This is a genomic window from Croceimicrobium hydrocarbonivorans, from assembly GCF_014524565.1.
Classification (GTDB): domain Bacteria; phylum Bacteroidota; class Bacteroidia; order Flavobacteriales; family Schleiferiaceae; genus Croceimicrobium; species Croceimicrobium hydrocarbonivorans.
The window spans coordinates 1492494-1513208 of record NZ_CP060139.1; the positions used below are offsets into that span (position 1 = coordinate 1492494).

A 20715-nucleotide genomic window follows, 5' to 3' on the forward strand; every position below is an offset into this window, starting at 1 on the left:
AAGTTCCTGACTAATCGGCAATTAATATTTGTACTTTTGAATTTGCACTAATACTAACCCTTTTTTTATGGCTCTGCAAAGATTACTCTTTTTGGGCGTTTTACTGACTATGGCCTTCACTGGAAACGGTCAGTGTCCACCCCAAAGTTTGCCTTTTAGCGAAAATTTTAATTCCAGTCTGGGATGCTTCACCGTTACAGATGGTGGTAGCACTACTGACACCTGGGTTCAAGCTGGACCTGGCGGCGGTAGCACCGGTGGCGATTTAGATGGCAGCGGACTGGTTATTGTCGACAGTGATGATGCCGGCAGCGGCAATACTCTGGATGAAACTTTAAGCTCACCTTATATTGATGCTTCCAATTTCAGCGGAACCCTTTACTTAGAGTTTGATCACTTCTTCCGTTCCCTAAACACTAATGACAGTGGCTGGGTAGAAGTTTGGGACAGCACCCAATGGGTAAGTGTATACAGCACTGCTACTACCATTGGCGCTTTTAACAATCCTGATCATCAGCAAATTGACATCACTGCCTATGCGCATGATAGCTTACAAGTTCGCTTCCGTTATGTGGATAATGGTAGTTGGGCCTGGTGGTGGGTCATCGACAATTTCAAAGTTCAAACTGTTCTTTGTCCTGCCCCAAATATTCAATCCCTCAGCGTAACTAGCGATACCAGCTTTACTCTTAACTTATTAAGCTTAGAAGATACTATCGCCTTCGAATGGGGTCCGGTAGGCTTTAGTCAAGGTTCGGGCTGCATTGGCAGCAAGGCCACCAATGGCAACCTTAGTATTGATTTGAAAAACTCCGATGCCGGAACTTGCTTCAATCAACTTTCTGCTGGTCAATGCTATGATATTTACATTGCGGGTTCTTGTCCTGGTGGAGGATACTCAAACTATATCGGACCTTTTACTTTCTGCACTCCCTGTGCGACCGTATCCTTACCCTTTACCGAAAACTTTGATCAGGGCTTAGGTTGTTTTAATGTTGTGGATGGGGGTACCAGCACTGATACCTGGAGACCAGCTCCTGCTGGCGGTGGATCTACCGGTGGTGACCTCGATGGCACCGCTCATGTAGAAGTAGACAGTGATGATGCCGGATCAGGGGAAACCCTTGATGAATTATTGCTCAGCCCAATTATGGATGCCAGCAATATCAGCGGTAGCTTAATCCTCGAATTTGATCAGTACTACAACAATATCGGTGCAGACTCGGCAGCGGTAGAAGTTTACGATGGTACTACCTGGCATCTAGTCTATAGTGAACAGAGTGATAAAGGAGCATTCGGAAATCCTGATCATCAGTTCATTGATATTTCGGCTTATGCGAATGCTAATTTGCAAGTACGCTTTGTGTATCGCGACAATGGCTCTTGGGCCTGGTGGTGGATTATCGATAATTTCTCCGTTCGCGACGTTCTATGTACTCCTTCTAGCGGATTTACGGCTGGCTATGTGGGCAGCGATAGCGTAAACCTGAATTGGAATTTAGGTACTTCACATGGCTATATTATCGAATGGGGCATCAGTGGCTTTAACCCGGGTAGTGGGACACAGACTTCCAGCACCACCGCTAATAGTATGGGTATTCCTAACCTTAGCCTAAACACCACCTACGACTTTTACCTTTTAGATAGCTGCTCGGGTGCCATAACAGACACTTTAGGCCCTATCACTGTTTCTACCGCATGTGCAACCCAAAGCATTCCCTTTAGTGAAAACTTCGACTTAGGTCAGGGCTGCTTTACCATCATAGATGGCGGCAACACTACCGATACTTGGGTAGCAGCACCGGCTGGTGGATTAACCAGTGGGGGCGATTTAGATGGCACACCTATGATGGAAGCGGATAGCGACAATGCCGGCAGCGGCGGGGTTACCATGTTCGAGACCCTTACTTCACCCATTTTAGACGCTACGGCTTATATGAGTGCCGGGGCATTAACCTTAAGTTTTGATCAATACTATCGTCACCTAGGCTCAGGTTCTGCTTCGGTAGAGGTTTTTGACGGTACTACCTGGAATCAAGTAGCGAATTTCACCTCAACCCTAGGTGCTTTTAGTGCACCCGATTCGCAAAGCATCGACATTACCGCCTATGCCAACCCTAATCTTCAAGTACGCTTCATTTATGATGATGGCGGTTCTTGGGCCTGGTACTGGTTGGTAGATAACTTTAAAGTAGAGGGACAGCCATGTGGTGCGGTTTCATCTGCTGACACCATCAGTGTTGGCACCAACAATATCAATTTCAACTGGGTATCTGCCAATGGTAGCCTTTGGAACATTAACTGGGGACCTCAAGGTTTCCGCCAAGGGACCACCGTAAGTGGTAATTACATTGCAGGAGTTAACACTAATAGCTACAACCTTACTGGCTTGCAGTCGGGAAGTTGCTTCGACATTTATATTCAAGACACCTGTGCTGGTGTAGGCAGTGGCTACTGGTTTGGACCGCTTACCGTTTGCACCGATACCAGCTGTTTTCCTCCCAGCAATATTAGTTTCAGCAATATTACCGGCAGCAGTGCCTCTGCTTCATGGGTCGGCTTTGCTGGATCTTATGAATACTCTTTAGTTACCAGTGCAACCGCTAATCCAGCCAATGGAACCATTGGCAGCACCAGTAGCCTAAATGCCAGTTTAAACGGCCTTAGTTCGGCAACTGCCTATTGCTTGTTTGTGCGAGGGATATGTGCGCCCGGCGATACCAGTGCCTGGGCCGGACCAGTATGTTTCACCACGGCTTGTCAAAGCTTTACCGCTCCCTACCTCGAAGATTTCGAAGGGCCTACCAGCGCTTGCTGGAGCAATGTTCAAATTAGCGGAACAAATAGCTGGTCTGTTGGCTCAGGTTCCAGTGGAGGAGGCATTACCTCAGCCCATGGTGGTATGTTTAATGCCGTATTTACTAGCAGTAATGGCGGACCTTATGTAACCCAATACGTTTCACCGATTATTGATGCCAGCGGCTTAAGTGCAACGGAGCTTAGTTTTTGGTACGGACAAGAAGCTTGGTTTGGCGATCAAAACACCCTTACCGTATACTACCGAACCAGTCCCAGCGGAGCATGGACCCAAGTTTGGCAAAATCAAACCGATGTTTCCTCCTGGACCAAAGTCGTAATTGCTATTCCTTCAAACTCAAGCACCCTTCAATTTGCCTTTGAGGGCACTGATAATTGGGGACATGCCAATGTTTTAGATGATATTCGAGTAGATGTACCCGGTGGTTCCAATATCTGCCCACAAGTAACCAACGTGAGTAGCGCCAATCCAAGTTGTGGAAGCATCGACTTAAGCTGGGTTTCCTCCTCTGGCGGTTCGATTATTGAATACGGTCCTACTGGATTTAGCCCAGGTAGTGGATCCTTCACCGGAGTAGTTACCTCGCCCTATACCTTAAGTAATTTAAACGCTAACACTTCTTATGATGTGTATATCGCTGATACTTGTGGAGTGCAGGATACCGGAGCTTTCAATGGCCCAACTACAGTAAGCACGAACAATGCAGGCTCAGCCAATGCGAGCTTTACCTACAGTAATAGCACTACTAATTTTATGACTTACAATTTTGATGCATCGGCTTCCACCGGAAATATTCAAAATTATGTTTGGGACTTTGGTGATGGCTATGTAGGCAATGGTATTACTGTAAACCATACTTATACCAGCGCTGGCGTTTATGCTGTAGAGCTGATATTGGTAAGTGCCTGTGGCAATGACACCCTAACTCAGACCATAGCTGATGTGAGTACTTCAGAATGGAAAGCCAGTGATTTAAAATTGTATCCTAATCCGGCTCAAGATCAAATTAAACTGGAGCTACCTAAGAGCGGAAAAGTAGAAATTGCCTTACGTGATGCTAGTGGACGTACGGTTCGCAGCTGGACCCTTGAGGTAGAAGCTCAGGAAGCACAGGAATTAAATCTGGAAGGATTAAGCAAAGGCGTTTACTTGATTGACGTGAATCAAGCTGATCTTCATAATCGTGAGCGCTTGCTCTTGAAATAATTTTAAGAAGACCAACCACCATAGCCACCCCCTCGGGGGTGGTTTTTTTGTTTTTAGGCATGGGCCAGAGTTAATACCGAGAAACGACTATCAGGAGCCTGAGCCAGACTTTGCAAGCAAGCTTCTAAGGTGGCGCCAGTAGTAATCACATCATCCACCAAAAGAATATGTAAACCCGCCAGGCTCGCGGGTTCCTTCAATTGAAAAACGGAATGCACCTGCTGCCAGCGATTGAAGCGCTTTTCCTTAGTTTGGGAATTGCGATAGCGGATACGATTCAACTGCCCTAATACCAAGGGTTTCTTTAATTCGGCACTTAAACCTTCGGCAATAGCCTGCGCCTGATTATAACCTCTTTTCCTCTGCTTACGTGGATGCAGGGGCACCGGAATAATTACATCGGGGGAGGCGAGCAATGGACTATCGCGCCACTCCTTAGCCAATTGACGACCGAGATAAACAGCTAGCTTCTCCTGATCCCGATACTTAAAAGCATGCATAAGCTTTTGCACCTTGCCTGCTTTTTGGAAGTGCAACCAGGCTCCGGCAAAGCGTAAGGGAAACCTGCCAATGAAACGACGAAAGACTGGATTGTCGTGAAATTTCTCGAAGTCAGTTCGAGGTAATTCGGCTTTACAAGCCAAACAGATATGCCTTTCCGGCCGAAATAGTTTTTGCTCACAAGCCAAACAATGAGGAGGAAAAACCAAGTCGATGAAATCCTGTATATAAGGGTATAGCTTCATTTTTTTTCGAGCCAAATACCCGCTTTGAAAAGCAATAGCCCGAAATCAAACATTTAAAAACGACTAAAGAAATGCTTTCACCTGAAGGTTGCCGGTGTGGATTGCAAAGGCCTCGCGGCTAAAACGCCCGGAATAATTAAGACTTAAAACAATGTTCTTTAAAAAAGTACGCTGCAGGGTAAGGCTGATCGCCAGGTTATCTCCCGGCTTAAAAGCCTGTAACATTTCAAATGCGGCTGGACTATTTACATCTCCTTCGAAATTATTGCGGATATAAGCCACCTCCCCTTGCATCGCTATTTCACTCGCCAGATTGTAATTCAGGTTAAGACTAAATTCCTGCGCTGCTAAGGTATTTTCATCTGCCCCCGAGCTTTGCTCATCCCGTAATTCGTAAGCTCCGGTTAAGGTGAGTTTTTGTCCTTCCTGATAACTTAAGCTTAGGGTATTGCCAAGCGCTTGCAAATCGAAATTCCGACTGGCGAAATTGCCCGATCGATTTTGCTTGTCTTCTAAATTCCCTTGATAGCGCAACACAAATGCCTGATCAAAAGCATAACGCAATCCCAAACGATGGGCATTTAGCACCCGCTCTTCAATCCCGAAGCTCAATAAATTGCGATTGCTACTACGGTTAAAATTATAATCCGCCCCAAAGCCTAAAGCACTACGATTGTAAAAAAGACTTTGACGAAAGGCATTATTCTCAGAAACCAATAAAGTATCCTCCCTTAATTGACTAAATGGATTAAGCTCATTAAAGCCGCCTTCCAAAAGGGTTTTACGTTCTAATTGGTAAGAGCTAATCAAGGAAAATTTGCGCAGCCATGCACGATAGCCTTCATTAGCTGATTGCCAGGTACGCGGTGCTTGAATATTTAAGCTCTGGCCTAATTTCACAATGCTGGTACGGAAGAACTCAAGGTTAGGACTGAAAACCCGCACAAAGGTGGCCAAGTCGGGACTGGGGGCTATTTCAAATTCATCCAACTCACGAATACCATTGCCATTGTAATCTACATGAGTGTGGGTTCCGGTTCCAGCAGGCACCTCGATATAAGTAAAACTACGACGAGGTTCCGTTCCAGAGCCACTTTCATAAAAAGTCTGACTGCGCAGGGCTCCCTTTAAAAAGGCCTGCTGATAATCGAGGCGACTGGTTAAGCTCCTTTGCAAGGCCTGCTCCTCGGGTTGCAGAATTTGTAAGTTGCGGTAATAGGTCGATAAGGATAAGCGGCCATTACTGGGACTACGCCACACCCCTCTGCCAAAAAAGGTATAAGCATAGGTAAAGGGTTGTAAATCTTTTACCCGCACCGAATCATCAAATCTTTGTAAAAAGCCAAATTCCATGAAACTTCGATTGGTATCACCAAATCCCTGAAAGACTTGATACTCCAAGAATGAATAGGATGCCGCACTGAGGCTATCGGCGCTAAGCTCTTTTCGGTTCCATTCCCCGATCGATTTAAAACCCAACCAGGATTCATCCAACCAATAAAAACGACTGCGAATTTGCTCTCGTAAAAACTGCTCCTTTAGCTCTGGACTTTGAGTTTGGGTAAGACTTAACTTAAAATCATTGATCCAGGAGGAATCGCGATAGGCCCCATCCACACTTTGACGAAAACCTTCTTTCAAAGGGCTGTTTAAAAATTGAAATTCCGTACCAAAGTTCAGGGAATCGCGATAGTAGCGGAAAGCCAAAGCTCCATTTTGCAGCGCTCCCTGGTAATTAAGGGGCAGGTTCCAATCTCTGGCAAACTCCACTGCATAAATACGTTCGACGGTAGTAAAACCGGGATTGTTAAACTGATAGCCCGCCTTCACCTCGGCCTTTCCCTTTTTGAATTGGGGGCGATAGGCATATTCGAGCATTCCGGCCAAACCATCATCATTAGAGCGATCGCGATCCGAAAACAAATTCAAGCGGTTATTACTGGCGGCTAATTCCAGCTTCATGGATTGATTTTTTGACTTACCAAATTGCCCTTGACTCTGCCAGTTTAAGACCTGCAACCGATTGGGGGCCACCAGGGTACGTACAGGCGCATAGGATCCTTGAGACTGCCCATTTTGCGGTTCGACCCATTGAAAAACCCGACCATTAGCATTACTGGAAACCAATTTATAATCGCCCTTTCCGGCGCCTACAAAGGCAAAGCTGGCATTGAATAAAGCTTGACTGCTATCCGTTGAAAAAACCAAAACCGAATCATAGGCCAGGCTATCGATTAAACGGTATTGCACCAATCCCGGATCATAAGAAGCGGGCCTAATGGTAGAAGCAAAGGCTCTTTCCAAATCATCACCAACCGCAGCCAAAATGGCTTTTTCTTCATTGCTGAGATCGGTACCCAAAGCTTGATCCTTGCTATCTTGCTCCGTATAATATTGCACGCGATTCTGCCAGTTCTCCGACTGAAAACTGGACTCCCCATAGAGTATCGAGCGCAGGTAATTTTGTTCGGTGTATTGGAACTCTACTACAATCCGCTTATCACGAGTGATGGGCTGCAAGGCTGTAAAAGTGATTTCCCCGGCATTGTAATCAATAACATAGTCGTATTGCTGACCACGCTTTAGCAAGATCCCATCGATATACACTCTTTCGGAACCCGAAACAATGATGATAAACTGCTCGCCATTAGCTCCTTGCAATTTATAAGGCCCTTGATTGCCTTCCTGACCTTGAAAACGATTTCGGGCAAATCGGCCCCGAGCCAAAGCACCCTCTGCTTGCAATTTGAGATTCTTTTCCCCACCAGCAGAAATAGCGGTTAGCAAGCCCCCACCGGATACTCTTTTCTCGAAATTGAGGTAGGTACTGGGAGCGGGTTTAATATTGTAATCCCCAGCCCTGAGTAGGCCAAAATCCGGGTTCTCCAATTCGAGGTAAACCCGATCAAAATCACGTAATTGCTGGGTATAGCCCTCCGCTTGAACCGGCACAGTATTATCGCTAATACTGGCTCGAATCTGCGTTTGATTTCCCAAATCGCCACTCAATTGAAGGTTTAGAGCGGAGTTTAAAACTGCATCTTGATTAGAGCCCACCGAAATACTACGGCTCAAACTACCCTGCGAATTCAAAGCGCGAAAGGGACTGAAGTTTTGAGAATTGGGTAAAACCGAAAGTTCCTCTTCACTTAATTGAAAGCGCGCGCGCTCTTGGGGTAGGATCAGATTGGTATCACGCAGACTAAAATAAAGAGGCAGCTGCAGGTCAATTTGCTGATAACGAAAGAGCAGGCTATCCTCTAAGGGCGGATCAAAAAGCAAATAGGAAGGCTGGCCTGCTTTAAAGGTATACTGTGGAAAAACCGGCTCTCCGGCCGAAGTGTAAAATGTAAAGCTTTCCGGCAGCAAGGGCTTATTTCCCAAGGCCACAGAATCGCTGGGGCCAATGCTCATTTCTTGCCACTGCCCTCGTAAGGCCAGGCCCGAGAACATGCAAAGGAAGATGGGCAGAAATTTGACTAGGGCTCGGATAAAGCGTTTATTTTGCAAGGACTAACGGCAAATTTGCACATTTACGCGTTCATGAAGATTTTTTCTTACAACCTAAACGGCATTCGCGCAGCTATGCGCAAGGGATTAGTAGATTGGCTAAAAGAAGCGAATCCAGATGTATTGCTGATCCAGGAAACCAAAGCACAACCCGAGCAAATTGAACAAGAAGAATTTGAAGCCTTGGGTTACCACTGCTATTGGCACAGTGCTGAGAAAAAAGGCTACAGCGGAGTGGGCATCTTAAGCAAGCTAAAACCCGATCATATTGAAGTAGGCTGTGGAATTGATTATATCGATCAAGAAGGGCGAATCTTAAGAGCTGATTTCGGCGACCTAAGCATTATGAGCGTTTATGTACCCAGCGGCAGTAGCGGTGATGCTCGTCAGGATTTGAAAATGAAATTCCTGGGGGATTTCCAGCAATATATCCGCGATCTGCTAAAGGAAAAACCTCAGCTTATTATTGGTGGTGATTTCAATATCTGTCATACCGAAATTGACATCCACAATCCCAAAAGCAATAAAGACACTTCCGGTTTCTTACCCGAAGAACGCGCCTGGCTTAGTGAATTCTTGGAAGAAGGATTAATTGATAGTTTCCGACAGTTTCATGAGGGCGAACTTGATCGTTATTCCTGGTGGTCCTACCGCGCTAATGCACGCGCCAATAACAAAGGATGGCGTATCGATTATCAAATGGCCGGAGAAGCGCTTAAAGAGCGTTTAAGCGGGGCTGAAATTTGGCCGGACGCCATGCACAGTGATCACTGTCCGGTGAGTGTGGATATCGATTAAAGAATATTGAATTGATCGCGATCTTTTAAGAATCCGAATTTCGAACGGATTCTTTGAAGCTGGGAGTAGTAGAGTTCTACTACTTCTACGGTTTCTACGTGGGCCTGAGTTTCGGAAAGTACCGCACCTAAGGGATCATGCACGGCGGAATTACCCGAATGATATACTCCGTTTCCATCCTCACCAATGCGATTGAGACCGGCTAGATAACATTGGTTTTCAATAGCACGTGCTTTTAATAATGCCTCCCAGGCCTCCGATCGGCGTTCTGGCCAATTAGCCACAAAAAACTGTAGATCGAAGTCTTCTGCATTCCGACACCAAACCGGGAAGCGCAGGTCGTAACAGATTTGCGGATTTATGCGCCAGCCCTTGTATTCTACTATCAATTTTTGTTGACCTGGTGTATAGACTTTCTCCTCTCCCGCCAGGCTAAAGAGATGGCGCTTATCATAGGTCTGATAGCTTCCATCCGGAAACACGAAATAGAGTCGATTGTAGTAGTTCCCCTCCTCCTTAGTCATCAAAGATCCGCTAATCGCACAATTCTTGAAACGCGCCTGGGCTTGCATCCATTGCAAACTTTCGCCCGCTGATTCTTCAGCAATATTTTGGGGCTGCATACTAAAACCCGTGCTAAACATTTCGGGTAGAAGAATTAAATCCGGCGCTTCCGCTTCTTGAATAAGATTCTCGAAATGAGCACGGTTAGCCTTCGGATCTTCCCATTGTAAACTACTTTGAATTAAGGCCAGTCGGAATAATTCACTTACTTCCACGTTGTAATTTTAGAGGACTGTGCGCAAAGCTACAGTTTTCGATAAACTGTGCTCTGAATCGTTAAGGGGCTTTGGAGAGCCCAAATTTTTGCGTACTTTTGACTGGAAGAGCACACGAAGTTTTTTCATTTTTATGTTTTAGTTTTCGTTGAAAGCCGTTTACCTGTGGTAGACGGCTTTTTTTTGTTAAAAGATTATGAAATGTTAAAAAAAGTTGTAAGTTAGACACAACTTAACAGGGTTCTTCATTTTATAGGGAAATAGGGTTAGTAATCTACAGATTCCAAACACTGTTAAGGTATATGAAGCGGGAGTTGCAGAGTCTCCCGCTTTTTTTATGCCCATAGGTTTAGCCCTCAACACTTTAGCTACGCCAACATTTTAGTGGGCCATTTTTGATCTTAATGCTCCTAGCAATTTTCACTCTTTTTAACATTTCCAAACAGGCAACCCGAGCCATTAGCTTCGTCTAAAATTCAGCAGGCCAAAAATTGAGCTATGGAAATCAAAGGCCAGCTATTTTTCATCGGGTTTGGCTCCGGTATTGGTTAATACAGATGCTACGATAAACGCCACGCGGCAGTTCCTCTACCGGAGCGAATCCGATAAAAACACCCCCCTCTCAAGCTGATAGCTTTTAGTGAAGCCTCCTTCCTTTTCCTAAGAAAAAAACAATCAGTAAAGGCAAAATGAGCCTTGCCTAAACTGATGAGCAATAGTATTTTCGCCGCGCTATTTAAAATTAGTCTAATTAAGAAAAACAATGCGGCTCTTCACCATTCACCTCTTCAGCCTTTGCCTAATTAGCCTCTCACTAAGCGGTCAAAAAGCACTGCTTCATGGCTACCTGAACGAAAGCAATAGCACAAAACCAATCAGTAATGCTGCTATTTTTCTTGAGCCGGGAAATCACCAAACTATAAGTGATGCTCGAGGAAAGTTTGAGTTTAAAGATCTGGAGCCCGGCGAATACAGCATCCGCATCAAGCATATTAGCTTTCAAGAGCATCAATCCAAAATCAGCCTGAAAGAAGGTAAACAAGACTTTTTCGCCCATCTGGAATTCAAGAATGAGCTTATGGCCGAGGCCGTGGTTAATGGAAGCAGCTTAACCGGTGGCGAAAAGGGCATTCGTCAATTAAGCGGTTCCGCACATTACCTGGGCTTAAAAGAGCTCGAAACCTACGAATACAATGATGCTATCCGTCTCTTACGTCGGGTACCTGGTGTTTACCTCCAAGAAGAAGATGGCTTTGGTCTGCGTCCTAATATCGGCATGCGTGGCACCGGAGTGGAGCGCAGTTCTAAAATCACTTTGATGGAAGACGGCATTTTAGCCGCCCCCGCTCCTTACAGCGCTCCTTCTGCCTACTATTTCCCTACTACCGGACGTATGGAAGGCGTGGAAGTGCGCAAAGGAAGCTCCCAAATTGAATACGGTCCCTATACCACCGGTGGTGCCCTGAATTTCATCTCTACCCAAATTCCGGATGAGTTCCGCGCTAAGCTGGATGTTTTGGCCGGAAGCTTTGGTCAACGTCGCTTGCATGCCTATGCCGGCGAATCATTTACCCATTTTGGCTTTGTAGTAGAAACGTATCAGGCTTCTGCCGATGGTTTTAAAGAACTCGATTTTGGTGGACCTACCGGCTTTGATTTAGCAGATTACCAGGCCAAATTCCGACTTAATACCTCCAAGGAGGCCAAAGTGTATCAAGCCCTGGAATTGAAATTAGCACAGAGCATCAATAATAGCGACGAGACCTATCTTGGCTTAAGTCAGGATGATTTCGCTGCTAATCCCTACCGTCGTTATGCCGCATCCGGCCTCGACCGCATGGAGACAGATCAAAGACAATATAAATTTAGTTATACTCTTAAGCCCACTAACAATCTTAGTGTTGTTAGCACAGCCTATCGCAACGAATTCAGCAGAAATTGGTACAAACTGGATAAGGTTCTGTCCAATGGCGAAAATGTAAGCATTGCCAATCTTTTGGCTAATCCAGCTGCTTACGCTGATGCCTACCAAACTTTAATTGGCGCCGGCGACGATACCTTATACCTCAAAAACAACAACCGCTCCTACTATGCACAAGGCCTGCAAACTAAGGTGGTTTACAATTGGAATAATCAACAGATTAAGGCAGGATTGCGCTACCATGAGGATGGAATGGATCGCTTCCAGTGGAACAATACCTTTAGCTTGGATCAAGGAAACTTCACCCTGATCAATGCCGGCACCCCTGGTACTGAAAGTAATCGTATTGAGGATGCCCGCGCCTGGGCTGCCTTTGCCGAGTACCGTTTGGCTTGGAAAAAATGGACCTTTAATCCTGGCTTGCGCTATGAGAGCATAAATCTTGCTCGACACGATTATGGCAAGTCGGATGTGGATCGCACCGGGGTGAATTTATCCGAGCGCGAAAACCAGGTAGAGGTGTTCATTCCTGGCTTGGGTATTCGCTACGACATCAACAGCAAGAATCAAATATTTGGCGGTATCCACAAAGGTTTTGCCCCTCCCGGAAGTGTGGCGGGTAGCGAACCCGAATCCAGCATTAATACCGAATTAGGCCTTCGTTCCGAATTCAACTTTGCCAAGCTTAGTGCCACCGCATTTTACAATGATTATCAAAACCTCTTAGGTTCTGATATGGCTGCTACCGGAGGCGTAGGCAATAATTTGGTTTACAATGGTGGAGCCGCCAGTGTTTATGGATTGGAAGCGGAACTAAATGGTGAACTTCGTCCGGCTGCCAGCCACTGGGCCTTTCCTTGGGCTTTAGCCTATACATTCACCCATGCCCAATTCGACAATAGCTTCGAAAGCGATTATGAAGCTTGGGGAACGGTAAACAAAGGAGATGAGCTTCCCTATTTGGCGGAGCATATGCTCAATGCACAGATTGGTGCCGCTTGGAAAAGATTGGCTTTAAACTCCAGCATCAGCTATCAAAGTGCGATGCGCACCCAGGCTGGCAGTGGAGCCATCGATACAGATCATGAAATTCCCGCTCAATGGATGATCGATCTCTCGGGCACCTATCACCTCAACTATCATTTCAGTCTCTTTGCCAGTGTACGCAACTTAGGTGATGCGGTAAACCTCGTTGCCATGCGTCCTGCCGGATTAAGACCCACCATGCCACGCTCCTTCCTCTTTGGAATTAAAGCACGCTGGTAAGATTTTATATACATGTTTGGATTTAAGCCCGGTTGATTCATTTCGATCGGGCTTTTTTAATTTAAGAATTTAGCCTGCACCGCTGAATTCGCTAATTTTCAAACATGGAAATCTCCAAGAAAAAACCCAATTATCCCATTCACCCTGAACTGCGGAGCTACCTGCGTAAATACCGCCGCGAAGCTCATTTGGCCGCCACCTACGAGGCCCTATTGCAATTCAGTAATTCGATTCCGGTTTTAGATCAAGAGGGCAAAGACACCCTTTGGCAAAGCGTGATTTACGATAATTACCTCCAGGCCGAAGTGCAAAAGGCCCTGGTCGAAATTTACGCCGCCTTAAAAACCGATGGAGACCAGAGTTTTGTAGGACAATTGCGCACCGATCGTATTGACCATTGCCTCTTCGGGAATTCCAATCCCTTTCGCATCCGGATCGTAAATACCATTAACGACAACCACGATTACTACTACATAAAGAAAGCCGATGCTTCTCGCATTTATGGCTTGGAACTGGAACATCTTCTTAGTCCGAATCGCATTGGTTATTTGGTAGATGGCGACACCCTGGTAGAAGAGCATATTGCCGGTATTCCCGGAGATGTGTTTTTGGGGCATTATATGGATCGGCCCACCTTTGCCAAAACCCGGATGGCCAAGGAATTTGTGAAATTCAATGAACGTTGCTTTGCCATGCTTTTGGGCGATATGCGCTCCTATAATTATGTGGTAGATGTAACGCCCGACTTCGATATGGAACAATATCGGGTGCGGCCTATCGACTTCGATCAGTTAACTTATGAAGGCCGTAAAAACCATTATCTACCTCAATTTTACAAGGAGAATTTTGAGGTGATACAATTTTGCATGGATGTCCTATCGCCGGAAACGGTGGACCAGTACCAAACTGAGGAACGCACCCTAATGCGCAAGCGTTATTTTTTAGCTCAAGAGCAATTGGATGAACTACTGGATTCCATGGCAAAGGTTCCTTTATCTAAACCCGAAAAAATCGCCTCCCTTTGTGCGGACCTAAATGAGTTTCATCGCACGGAAGACTTTGATGGACTCGAAAGCATGGGCCAGGTTCTAAAATTACACCTCAGCAAAATGATTGAGCGAACCGAGCATCGCACCTATTTGGGTCGCACTTCCTTTAAGGCTTAATACGTTTTAAAAGCTGGGTCGACCTTTTGCCTTTCAGGCGGATGGATTCTCCATTGTGATCGCAAAGAATTTTAAGATCCGCTTGAGGCAAATAAAGGGTACTGTCATTTCTGGGGTAAACCCGATACATAGGATCACCAATTTGCCCCATACTTAAAACCTCGCCCTCTATTGCCAGCTTAAATTGCACCTGACCAAATAAATCATAAGTACCCGTATCTTGGGCCCAAAGCTTGGGATCGGTAGGGATTAAATAGCCTTCAAAATCGGCATAGGCATCTGCCTCAGCATTTAATTTTTGATTGATCTCAATGATCGCCAGGGTGGTTTGCATTTCTGCGGCTCGAATGGCCGGTAAAATATTGATCACCGCATAGGTACGATATAAGTCCACCGCATTGCGGTAAAAGGGATCTTCCGTAAAATAGTCCAGCGCTTCCTCGGTCAGCTGACCACGGGATAATAGATGGAACCAGGCTTTCTCGCGCGACCAATTCTCGATAGTATAAATCACCAAATCACTCAGTCGCTCCTGCATGGTTTCTACCAGATGGTATTGCTCCTCATAAAGATCTTCTAAATCCGTAAAGAGGGTATCATAATCTCGATTGAAATACTCGCTCTGGCGGGTCATGTTTTCAAAACCATTATCCAAAAAGGTAATGGAGGCATAAGTCATGATTAGGGCCGTATAATTGAAATTAGTCTGATAGTCCTCTCGCTTAACAGAATCTTGTAAAACCCGCACCAGCAGAGAATCTTTGGCCTCCAGATTAATCCTAAAATTGCGCATCTCCTCCAGGTTGCCTTGCAAGTCGCGCCGCACTTCTTCTAAAATAAAATTGGCCTTGGCTTCCTTCTTTCGGTCCTCATTGGCATTATTAATCTCTAAGGCAATTAAAATACCGGCCACCACCAGTACCATTTCCAAAACGATGTAGAGGATGTATTGTCCAATTCCCTTACCCTTAAAGAAATTGAAGCGCCCTTTGCGAAATAGTTTAGTCATGTTGTGAATTTAGCTAAATGTCTAATTGAAAATCAGCCCAAACATTAATTCAACAATGAATCAACTATTTAGCAGCCAACCGCAAATCATATTAGCGTCTAAAAGTTAAATTGCCTCCATGAGGACAGTGCTTCTTTTTTTATTGAGCCTACAGCTAAGTGCTCAGGGTATTAAGGCCATTAATGGCGATAGCTCTTGCTATGATCAACATCATCGCTGGTCCAATTCAAAAGATTCCGTTCTGGTGGACCGGCAGCAAAATTCCGTCCTAAGCCTGCGCGATTTAACAATGATTCCATCTTATCCTGGATGGCAACTACAGAGTATTTATGCCTTGTTTCAAGATCCTAAAACCCATCTCTATGGTTTAAAGCGCAAAAGCGATGGAAAGGTGATCATCAGTGCTCGTTATGAGCAATTAAAGCATGATCCCAGCCTTCCCTTTGTATTTGGACTACGCAAAGAGAAGTGGTATCTCTATAAGCAAGATGGGACCAGAATTAGCTCCAAGGGCTATCAAAAATTACAGTTCTTGAGACGTAATTTTAATTACCGCATGTTGGCCCAGGATGAAGACGGCATCGAAGTCTATAATCCTAATGGCCAATTGCTATGGTCGAAAAAGGACCTTCAGTTTCGACTCTGTATTGAAGACCAATTCCATGTAATTGGCGAGCAAGGTCAAGGAGTTTTGAACTGGAATGGTAAGGAAATTCTTAAGCCAAAATACGATAGCATTTTTCCGCTAAAGAATGTCGACTATCAGCTCTTCGCCTGGAAGGCCCTATTAAACAGCCCGGCCATCGCAAATGCGGAAAAGGCCTGGCCAGCCGGAAGGTATTGGGGCTTGGCAGATACCAGCAGCAAAATTCTCTTGCCCTTCCTTTTTGATAGAATTGAATACGCACGTGGACTTCTTCAAACTTGGGATAAAGATGGAGCTACTCAGGTTTACGATAGCTATGGTAATTTGGTAATCGGAGAAGGATTAAAACGCGTTGAGCCCGGTGCTTGCCGCTATTGTTCCATTATTGTCACCCATCAAGGATCAGGGCTCTTCAATGGTTGCAGTCGTTCTTGGGACGAAGACCCTCTTCACGATAGCATTAGTATCATCGCTCCTTTCTATTATCAGATGATCAATAAAGGGAAAAAGGGAATTCTCACGAATTATGGCGACACGACCCTAAAGCCTGCCTACGAGTCCATTTTTTACCGGGCCCACCGCTTCTTCTATAGGGAGGATGGCAAATGGGCCCTAGCCGATGAAAATGGTAAAGAGCTACTTCCTCCCATTTATGATAGCCTAGATGTTTTGGTTTTTGATGGCATAAACAAAGATTCTTGCCTATTATTCAGTCAAGAAGGAAAGCGATTTGAAATTCGAGATCGACAAGGGAATATCGCTTCTGTAGAACAAGGCTGGCAGGGATTCAGCCCCTTGCATTCCTCAGCAGTATTATTACATCGAGGATTGGAGAAAGTACTGGCAGAATATCATCACCTTCAGTTAATAACCCATCCGAACATAAAAATAGATTATGCTCGTCCACTCGATGGTTGGTATATGGCCTACGGTAACGATGGCAAGGAAGGTTTGTGGATGCTCTCCTATTATAATCCCATAAGCCCAGAGAATTTCCGTCCAGCCATTTTCGACAGTATTGTTTTCCTTATTGGAGACCCCAATCTCCAACTCTTGGTTCAGCAAAATGATAAATGGGGCGTTTACTCCATTCGTGGTGATTCCCTAATCATTCCTTGTGAGCAGGATGTTTTCCTGAAACGAGCGGTTAATGGCTGGCTCTACTTTCGAAAAGATGGAGTATGGAATTGCTATTTCTACACTTCGCCATCCTTAAAAGGACTGAATCCTATGGGTGAAAAGAAAGTGGAGGAAATGTGGCGGGCACAAAAAGAAGATGGGTCGAATTAGAAATTCGACCCAGTTTAGGAAATTCGACCCTCTTGAAATTCGACCCAGTAACTATTCTACAATTGGGATTAAGCTTCAGATAAGTTCTTCAATTTATTCAAGCCCTTAGTGAAATCTTCACTCATGGCATCCTCGGCACTCATAAAGAGTTTCATCAGATTCATAGGATAAGCCATTTCGCTTTTCATACCCCAGGTTACTTCTGTTCCTCCGGCCGATTCGCTAAGCTTTACATAAGCATCACCATGAGATTCGAAGGGACGTGTAAAATGTAAATGTGTTTCCAGGGTATAGGGAGCAGCCACCTTGGTGATGGTTTGGCATCCCGCCCCTACATTCTCATTTTGACTGTCCCAGCAATTTTCGGAACCTACTTCACCGCTGGCTCCTTTGTATTCTTGCTTCATCTCCGGATCAATGTTCGCCCAGGGACTCCATGCATTCATATTCTCCAGGCTATTGGTATGATTCCAAACTTGCAATATCGGAGCCTTAATATGCACGGTCTTCTCGAAGGAGAAATCCTTAGAAATAAAGAGGGCTGCAATTAACAATCCGCCAATCAGCACAACAACTGCAATAACTACCGTTTTCAAAGCTTTCATTTTCTTCTAGTTTTATTTGATTCCTAGCAATTTAAGAAAATGTCCTACAGATTAAAAAGCCTATTAAAAATTATATCACAATTGTGCAATGCTGTAAAATGGACTATTGAGGGGTCCAAGTTCCCAGAGCTGCTTGCTCTTTAGCAAACTGACGGAAGTCCTTAGGAGATCGACCTAATACCTTTCGAATATCAGCACTAAGCATCGCATTTTTAGGCTCTAGGAGAACTTCGGTAAATAGGTATTGAATAAGCCAGATGAAATCCTTCTCCACTCTTAAATCCTCCAGCATACTGATATAAGCTGGCAGGGAAATGGGGGTAAAACTGATACTTCTCCCAGATGCCACTGCAATCTCCTCCATTACCTGTTGGAAAGTAAGTAAGCGCGGACCGGTTAACTCATAGATTTGATCATTATGCTCCGCTTCCATCAAAACCTTAGCCACCACGGCCGCAATATCATCGGTATCTACATAAGGCACCTTTGCTTGTGCCATGGGTAAAGCCACATCACCGGAAAGGATGGCTGGCAAAAAGAAGCTTTCACTAAAATTCTGGTTAAACCAGGATGCCCGCACAATGGTATAGTCTATGCCACTATTGATAATTACCTGCTCACAGAGCTCAGCTTCTTTTTCGCCTTTACCAGATAAGAGCACCAATTTTTGCAAACCTTCAGCCCTAGCCACTTCCACCAGTTTCTCGATGGCCTCCAAAGCTCCCGGAACGGCCAGATCAGGATGATAGCTTATGTACATGCGCTCTGCTCCTCGCAAAACCTTAGACCAAGCTTCGGGTTGATGCCAGTCGAAGGGAGGGGAAGCCTGACGGCTCCCCCGAACCACATCCTCCCCCCTTGACTCCAGGATTTCGGCCACCTTTCGGCCCGTTTTACCATTGGCACCTAGCACTACAATTTTTCGATTTGTTTTCATGATTATTTAGTTTTAAGTTGTTTACGACATAGTTTATTAGTGGTTCGAATTACTACTGGTTCGAATTTGCAATTCGAACCAGATTATCCAAAGCGATAAAGGGCTCCCAGAATTAAGAAGAAGGATAGCAGGGCAAAAGCAGTACGGATCAGATGCCGTAGATTCCAGCTTTTCTCGAAAATATCTCGCACATGAGATAGGCCTCTGGCGTCCAGGCGACCCAATTGCACTTGATCGAGGTATTCATTCAAAGGCACATTCCCAGCAATGGTTACTCCCAATACCCCAAATACATAAATCAAGGTGGCAGCCAAAATCCAACGGAAAACCTCGGTTTGACTAAAATTGAAATAGGCAGCGCCAACCAAAGCCAATAAGGTCCCGAGAAAAATGAGCAAAAATGCCGGGTTCTGAATCGCCCGATTAATGTTTTGCATGCTCTCCAGAAAGGAAGAATCACTGATCAATTTGGTTCCGGGAATCACTGAAACTTGCCAGGCATAATAAAAGCCGGCGGACAGTCCGCTTAGAAAAACGGCTGAATAGAGACTGATTGCTTTCATGAGGCTTTACGTTTAGCATTGGCCTTAATCCAGCGACGCAGTTTTTCAGCATCTTCCTCCTCCAGTTTGTTCCAAAAACCAAGGGGCATGCGTTTTTTCACAAATACCTGCTCATGGATCAATGGAGCAAATTCTTCCATATTCTCCTCGGTAAAGAGCTTGCTTGGATTCATCCGCTTGTGGCAGGTATTGCAATTATTCTTGAGTACCACCAGGGCCTCATCTTTTAAAAGAGGATAAGGTCCATCCTCAGGAAGGCTTTGGGCTTGGCTGGCTTTTGCTAGTAGCAGGAAAATTATCAGCCATTTAAAAGCTTGGAAATTTGTGCTCATGCGTTTAAAGTTTGATGAGACAAAAGTCCGCCCTCCTAGTCCGGGGCTTTAGTTCGAAAAGAATTCAAATTGGTTCGAAAAGAATCAGGCGCGAATCTCGCTGGGGCGATAGCCAAATTTCTGGGCAAAGGCCTTCGAAAAGGAGCTTAAGCTATCATAACCTACCTGCCAGGCCGCTTCCTGAACGGTGGTGCCACCACTGCGGATTAATTCATGGGCCTTCTCCAATCTTTGGTTTTGGAGATAGCGAAATACCGGTAATCCGAAATGGGCCTTAAAACTTTGCTTCAGCTTATTGGTGTTCATGCCTATTTCTGCTGCTAAGTCCGATAAACCTGGCGGCTCTTCCATATTAGCGAGAAGAATTTCCCGGGCCTTATCCAGTCTCTGCAAAGTATCATGAGGCAAGCTTTGATCAGCACTTTTAGAAAGCTCTCCAAAATAATGCGCTAGCAAGGCTGTCATCTGAGATCGGAAGAACATCATTTTGGCTTTACCCTCCAACTGATTTCTAAAAGCCTGGTCTACGGTATGCTGCATAGCCGCACTCATATAGAACTGTGGCCCAGGCACAAAATGGCCTTTGGGATGAAGCAGAGGATCTAGCAATTCCTGAAAAAGTGCTACTTCTTGCTCTGGCAAAGATTCGATATGCCGTAAGGAAGTGGCAATAACCAAACACTCAAGTGGCCGATCTGCCGAAACATGATGCTTAAACTGTACTTCCGCATCGGCATAAAAGGATAAGGCCAAGCCTTGGGTATGATTAAAGGATTGCTGCTCACCCGCATACTCAACTTCTAGGTGCACATTACCCGATCCATAGAAAGCCACTGCAATCACCGGCTCATCAAAATAGCAGATATCCACCAGGGCTTCTTTCGCCTCGGCCAGTTCTACTAAAATGGTAAAATCTTTTATGTCGATGAATTCGCGGTTCAAAGTCTATTTCAGTTTTTTTCCATCAAGGATTTAAGCTCTTCAATAGAAAGTGCTGTATCTCGGTGCAACATACGATGGCAGTTAGCACAAACTAAAGCTAATATCAGCTCATCTCGATGCCAGGGGGGATTTCTCATTAAAGGGGGTAATGAAGGTCCAAAATAATTATTATTAATTCTAC

At 45.1% G+C, this 20715-nt stretch carries 14 protein-coding genes; 5 read left to right on the forward strand and 9 right to left on the reverse strand.

Annotation, left to right across the window (positions count from 1 at the left end; translation table 11 throughout):
- Window positions 1-67 precede the first annotated feature (67 nt).
- The gene (locus H4K34_RS06915; RefSeq protein WP_210760093.1) at window positions 68-4024 is read left to right on the forward strand and encodes a PKD domain-containing protein; all 3957 of its coding nucleotides are present in this window, start codon (window positions 68-70) and stop codon (window positions 4022-4024) included.
- Window positions 4025-4077: 53 nt separating this feature from the next.
- Here the strand turns inward: H4K34_RS06915 and H4K34_RS06920 are convergent, their stop codons facing one another.
- Both H4K34_RS06920 and H4K34_RS06925 read right to left on the reverse strand, forming a co-directional pair.
- Entirely contained in the window at window positions 4078-4770 is a 693-nt protein-coding gene (locus tag H4K34_RS06920; RefSeq protein ID WP_210760094.1) for a ComF family protein, read from the reverse strand.
- 63 nt (window positions 4771-4833) lie between these two features.
- Window positions 4834-8280 carry a porin family protein gene (locus H4K34_RS06925; protein ID WP_210760095.1) on the reverse strand — a complete coding sequence of 1149 codons (3447 nt, stop codon included), beginning with the start codon at window positions 8278-8280 and terminating at the stop codon, window positions 4834-4836.
- A gap of 33 nt (window positions 8281-8313) precedes the next feature.
- Between H4K34_RS06925 and H4K34_RS06930 the strand changes: the two genes are divergently transcribed.
- Window positions 8314-9078: an exodeoxyribonuclease III gene (locus tag H4K34_RS06930; protein ID WP_210760096.1), complete on the forward strand. Its 765-nt coding sequence runs from the start codon at window positions 8314-8316 to the stop codon at window positions 9076-9078.
- Here H4K34_RS06930 and H4K34_RS06935 read toward each other — a convergent pair.
- Window positions 9075-9857, reverse strand: a complete 783-nt coding sequence (locus H4K34_RS06935; protein ID WP_210760097.1) for an amidohydrolase — start codon at window positions 9855-9857, stop codon at window positions 9075-9077. The genes H4K34_RS06930 and H4K34_RS06935 overlap by 4 nt on opposite strands.
- Window positions 9858-10620: 763 nt before the next feature.
- Between H4K34_RS06935 and H4K34_RS06940 the strand changes: the two genes are divergently transcribed.
- A complete protein-coding gene (locus H4K34_RS06940) occupies window positions 10621-13044 on the forward strand; it encodes a TonB-dependent receptor domain-containing protein (RefSeq protein WP_210760098.1) in 2424 nt (807 codons plus the stop codon).
- A 104-nt stretch (window positions 13045-13148) separates the two neighbouring features.
- A complete protein-coding gene (locus H4K34_RS06945) occupies window positions 13149-14210 on the forward strand; it encodes a hypothetical protein (protein WP_210760099.1) in 1062 nt (353 codons plus the stop codon).
- Here H4K34_RS06945 and H4K34_RS06950 read toward each other — a convergent pair.
- Complete coding sequence (locus H4K34_RS06950; protein ID WP_210760100.1) at window positions 14200-15219, reverse strand: DUF6090 family protein; 1020 nt, start codon at window positions 15217-15219, stop codon at window positions 14200-14202. The two genes, H4K34_RS06945 and H4K34_RS06950, sit on opposite strands and share 11 nt — an antisense overlap.
- Before the next feature lie 118 nt (window positions 15220-15337).
- On the opposite strand from H4K34_RS06950, the gene H4K34_RS06955 reads away from it, so the two are divergent.
- On the forward strand, window positions 15338-17155 hold the full coding sequence (locus tag H4K34_RS06955) for a WG repeat-containing protein (protein WP_210760101.1): 1818 nt from the start codon (window positions 15338-15340) through the stop codon (window positions 17153-17155).
- Window positions 17156-17223: 68 nt separating this feature from the next.
- Here H4K34_RS06955 and H4K34_RS06960 read toward each other — a convergent pair whose 3' ends face one another.
- The 5 genes from H4K34_RS06960 to H4K34_RS06980 form a co-directional block, all read right to left on the reverse strand.
- Window positions 17224-17760: an SRPBCC family protein gene (locus H4K34_RS06960; RefSeq protein ID WP_210760102.1), complete on the reverse strand. Its 537-nt coding sequence runs from the start codon at window positions 17758-17760 to the stop codon at window positions 17224-17226.
- A 103-nt stretch (window positions 17761-17863) separates the two neighbouring features.
- Window positions 17864-18697, reverse strand: a complete 834-nt coding sequence (locus H4K34_RS06965) for an SDR family oxidoreductase (RefSeq protein WP_210760103.1) — start codon at window positions 18695-18697, stop codon at window positions 17864-17866.
- An 83-nt stretch (window positions 18698-18780) separates the two neighbouring features.
- Window positions 18781-19260: an anthrone oxygenase family protein gene (locus H4K34_RS06970; RefSeq protein ID WP_210760104.1), complete on the reverse strand. Its 480-nt coding sequence runs from the start codon at window positions 19258-19260 to the stop codon at window positions 18781-18783.
- Window positions 19257-19592, reverse strand: coding sequence for a hypothetical protein (locus H4K34_RS06975; RefSeq protein WP_210760105.1), 336 nt, complete (start codon window positions 19590-19592; stop codon window positions 19257-19259). The genes H4K34_RS06970 and H4K34_RS06975 overlap by 4 nt, the downstream gene beginning before the upstream one ends.
- 84 nt (window positions 19593-19676) lie before the next feature.
- Complete coding sequence (locus tag H4K34_RS06980; RefSeq protein WP_210760106.1) at window positions 19677-20534, reverse strand: helix-turn-helix transcriptional regulator; 858 nt, start codon at window positions 20532-20534, stop codon at window positions 19677-19679.
- Between the last annotated feature and the right edge of the window lie 181 nt (window positions 20535-20715).

Excerpts from the sequence above, each read along its gene's own strand:
- H4K34_RS06915 (WP_210760093.1), top strand. The coding sequence starts at position 68 with ATGGCTCTGCAAAGATTACTCTTTTTGGGCGTTTTACTGACTATGGCC.
- H4K34_RS06920 (WP_210760094.1), bottom strand. The coding sequence starts at position 4,770 with ATGAAGCTATACCCTTATATACAGGATTTCATCGACTTGGTTTTTCCT.
- H4K34_RS06930 (WP_210760096.1), top strand. The coding sequence starts at position 8,314 with ATGAAGATTTTTTCTTACAACCTAAACGGCATTCGCGCAGCTATGCGC.
- H4K34_RS06940 (WP_210760098.1), top strand. The coding sequence starts at position 10,621 with ATGCGGCTCTTCACCATTCACCTCTTCAGCCTTTGCCTAATTAGCCTC.
- H4K34_RS06945 (WP_210760099.1), top strand. The coding sequence starts at position 13,149 with ATGGAAATCTCCAAGAAAAAACCCAATTATCCCATTCACCCTGAACTG.
- H4K34_RS06950 (WP_210760100.1), bottom strand. The coding sequence starts at position 15,219 with ATGACTAAACTATTTCGCAAAGGGCGCTTCAATTTCTTTAAGGGTAAG.
- H4K34_RS06955 (WP_210760101.1), top strand. The coding sequence starts at position 15,338 with ATGAGGACAGTGCTTCTTTTTTTATTGAGCCTACAGCTAAGTGCTCAG.
- H4K34_RS06960 (WP_210760102.1), bottom strand. The coding sequence starts at position 17,760 with ATGAAAGCTTTGAAAACGGTAGTTATTGCAGTTGTTGTGCTGATTGGC.
- H4K34_RS06965 (WP_210760103.1), bottom strand. The coding sequence starts at position 18,697 with ATGAAAACAAATCGAAAAATTGTAGTGCTAGGTGCCAATGGTAAAACG.
- H4K34_RS06970 (WP_210760104.1), bottom strand. The coding sequence starts at position 19,260 with ATGAAAGCAATCAGTCTCTATTCAGCCGTTTTTCTAAGCGGACTGTCC.
- H4K34_RS06975 (WP_210760105.1), bottom strand. The coding sequence starts at position 19,592 with ATGAGCACAAATTTCCAAGCTTTTAAATGGCTGATAATTTTCCTGCTA.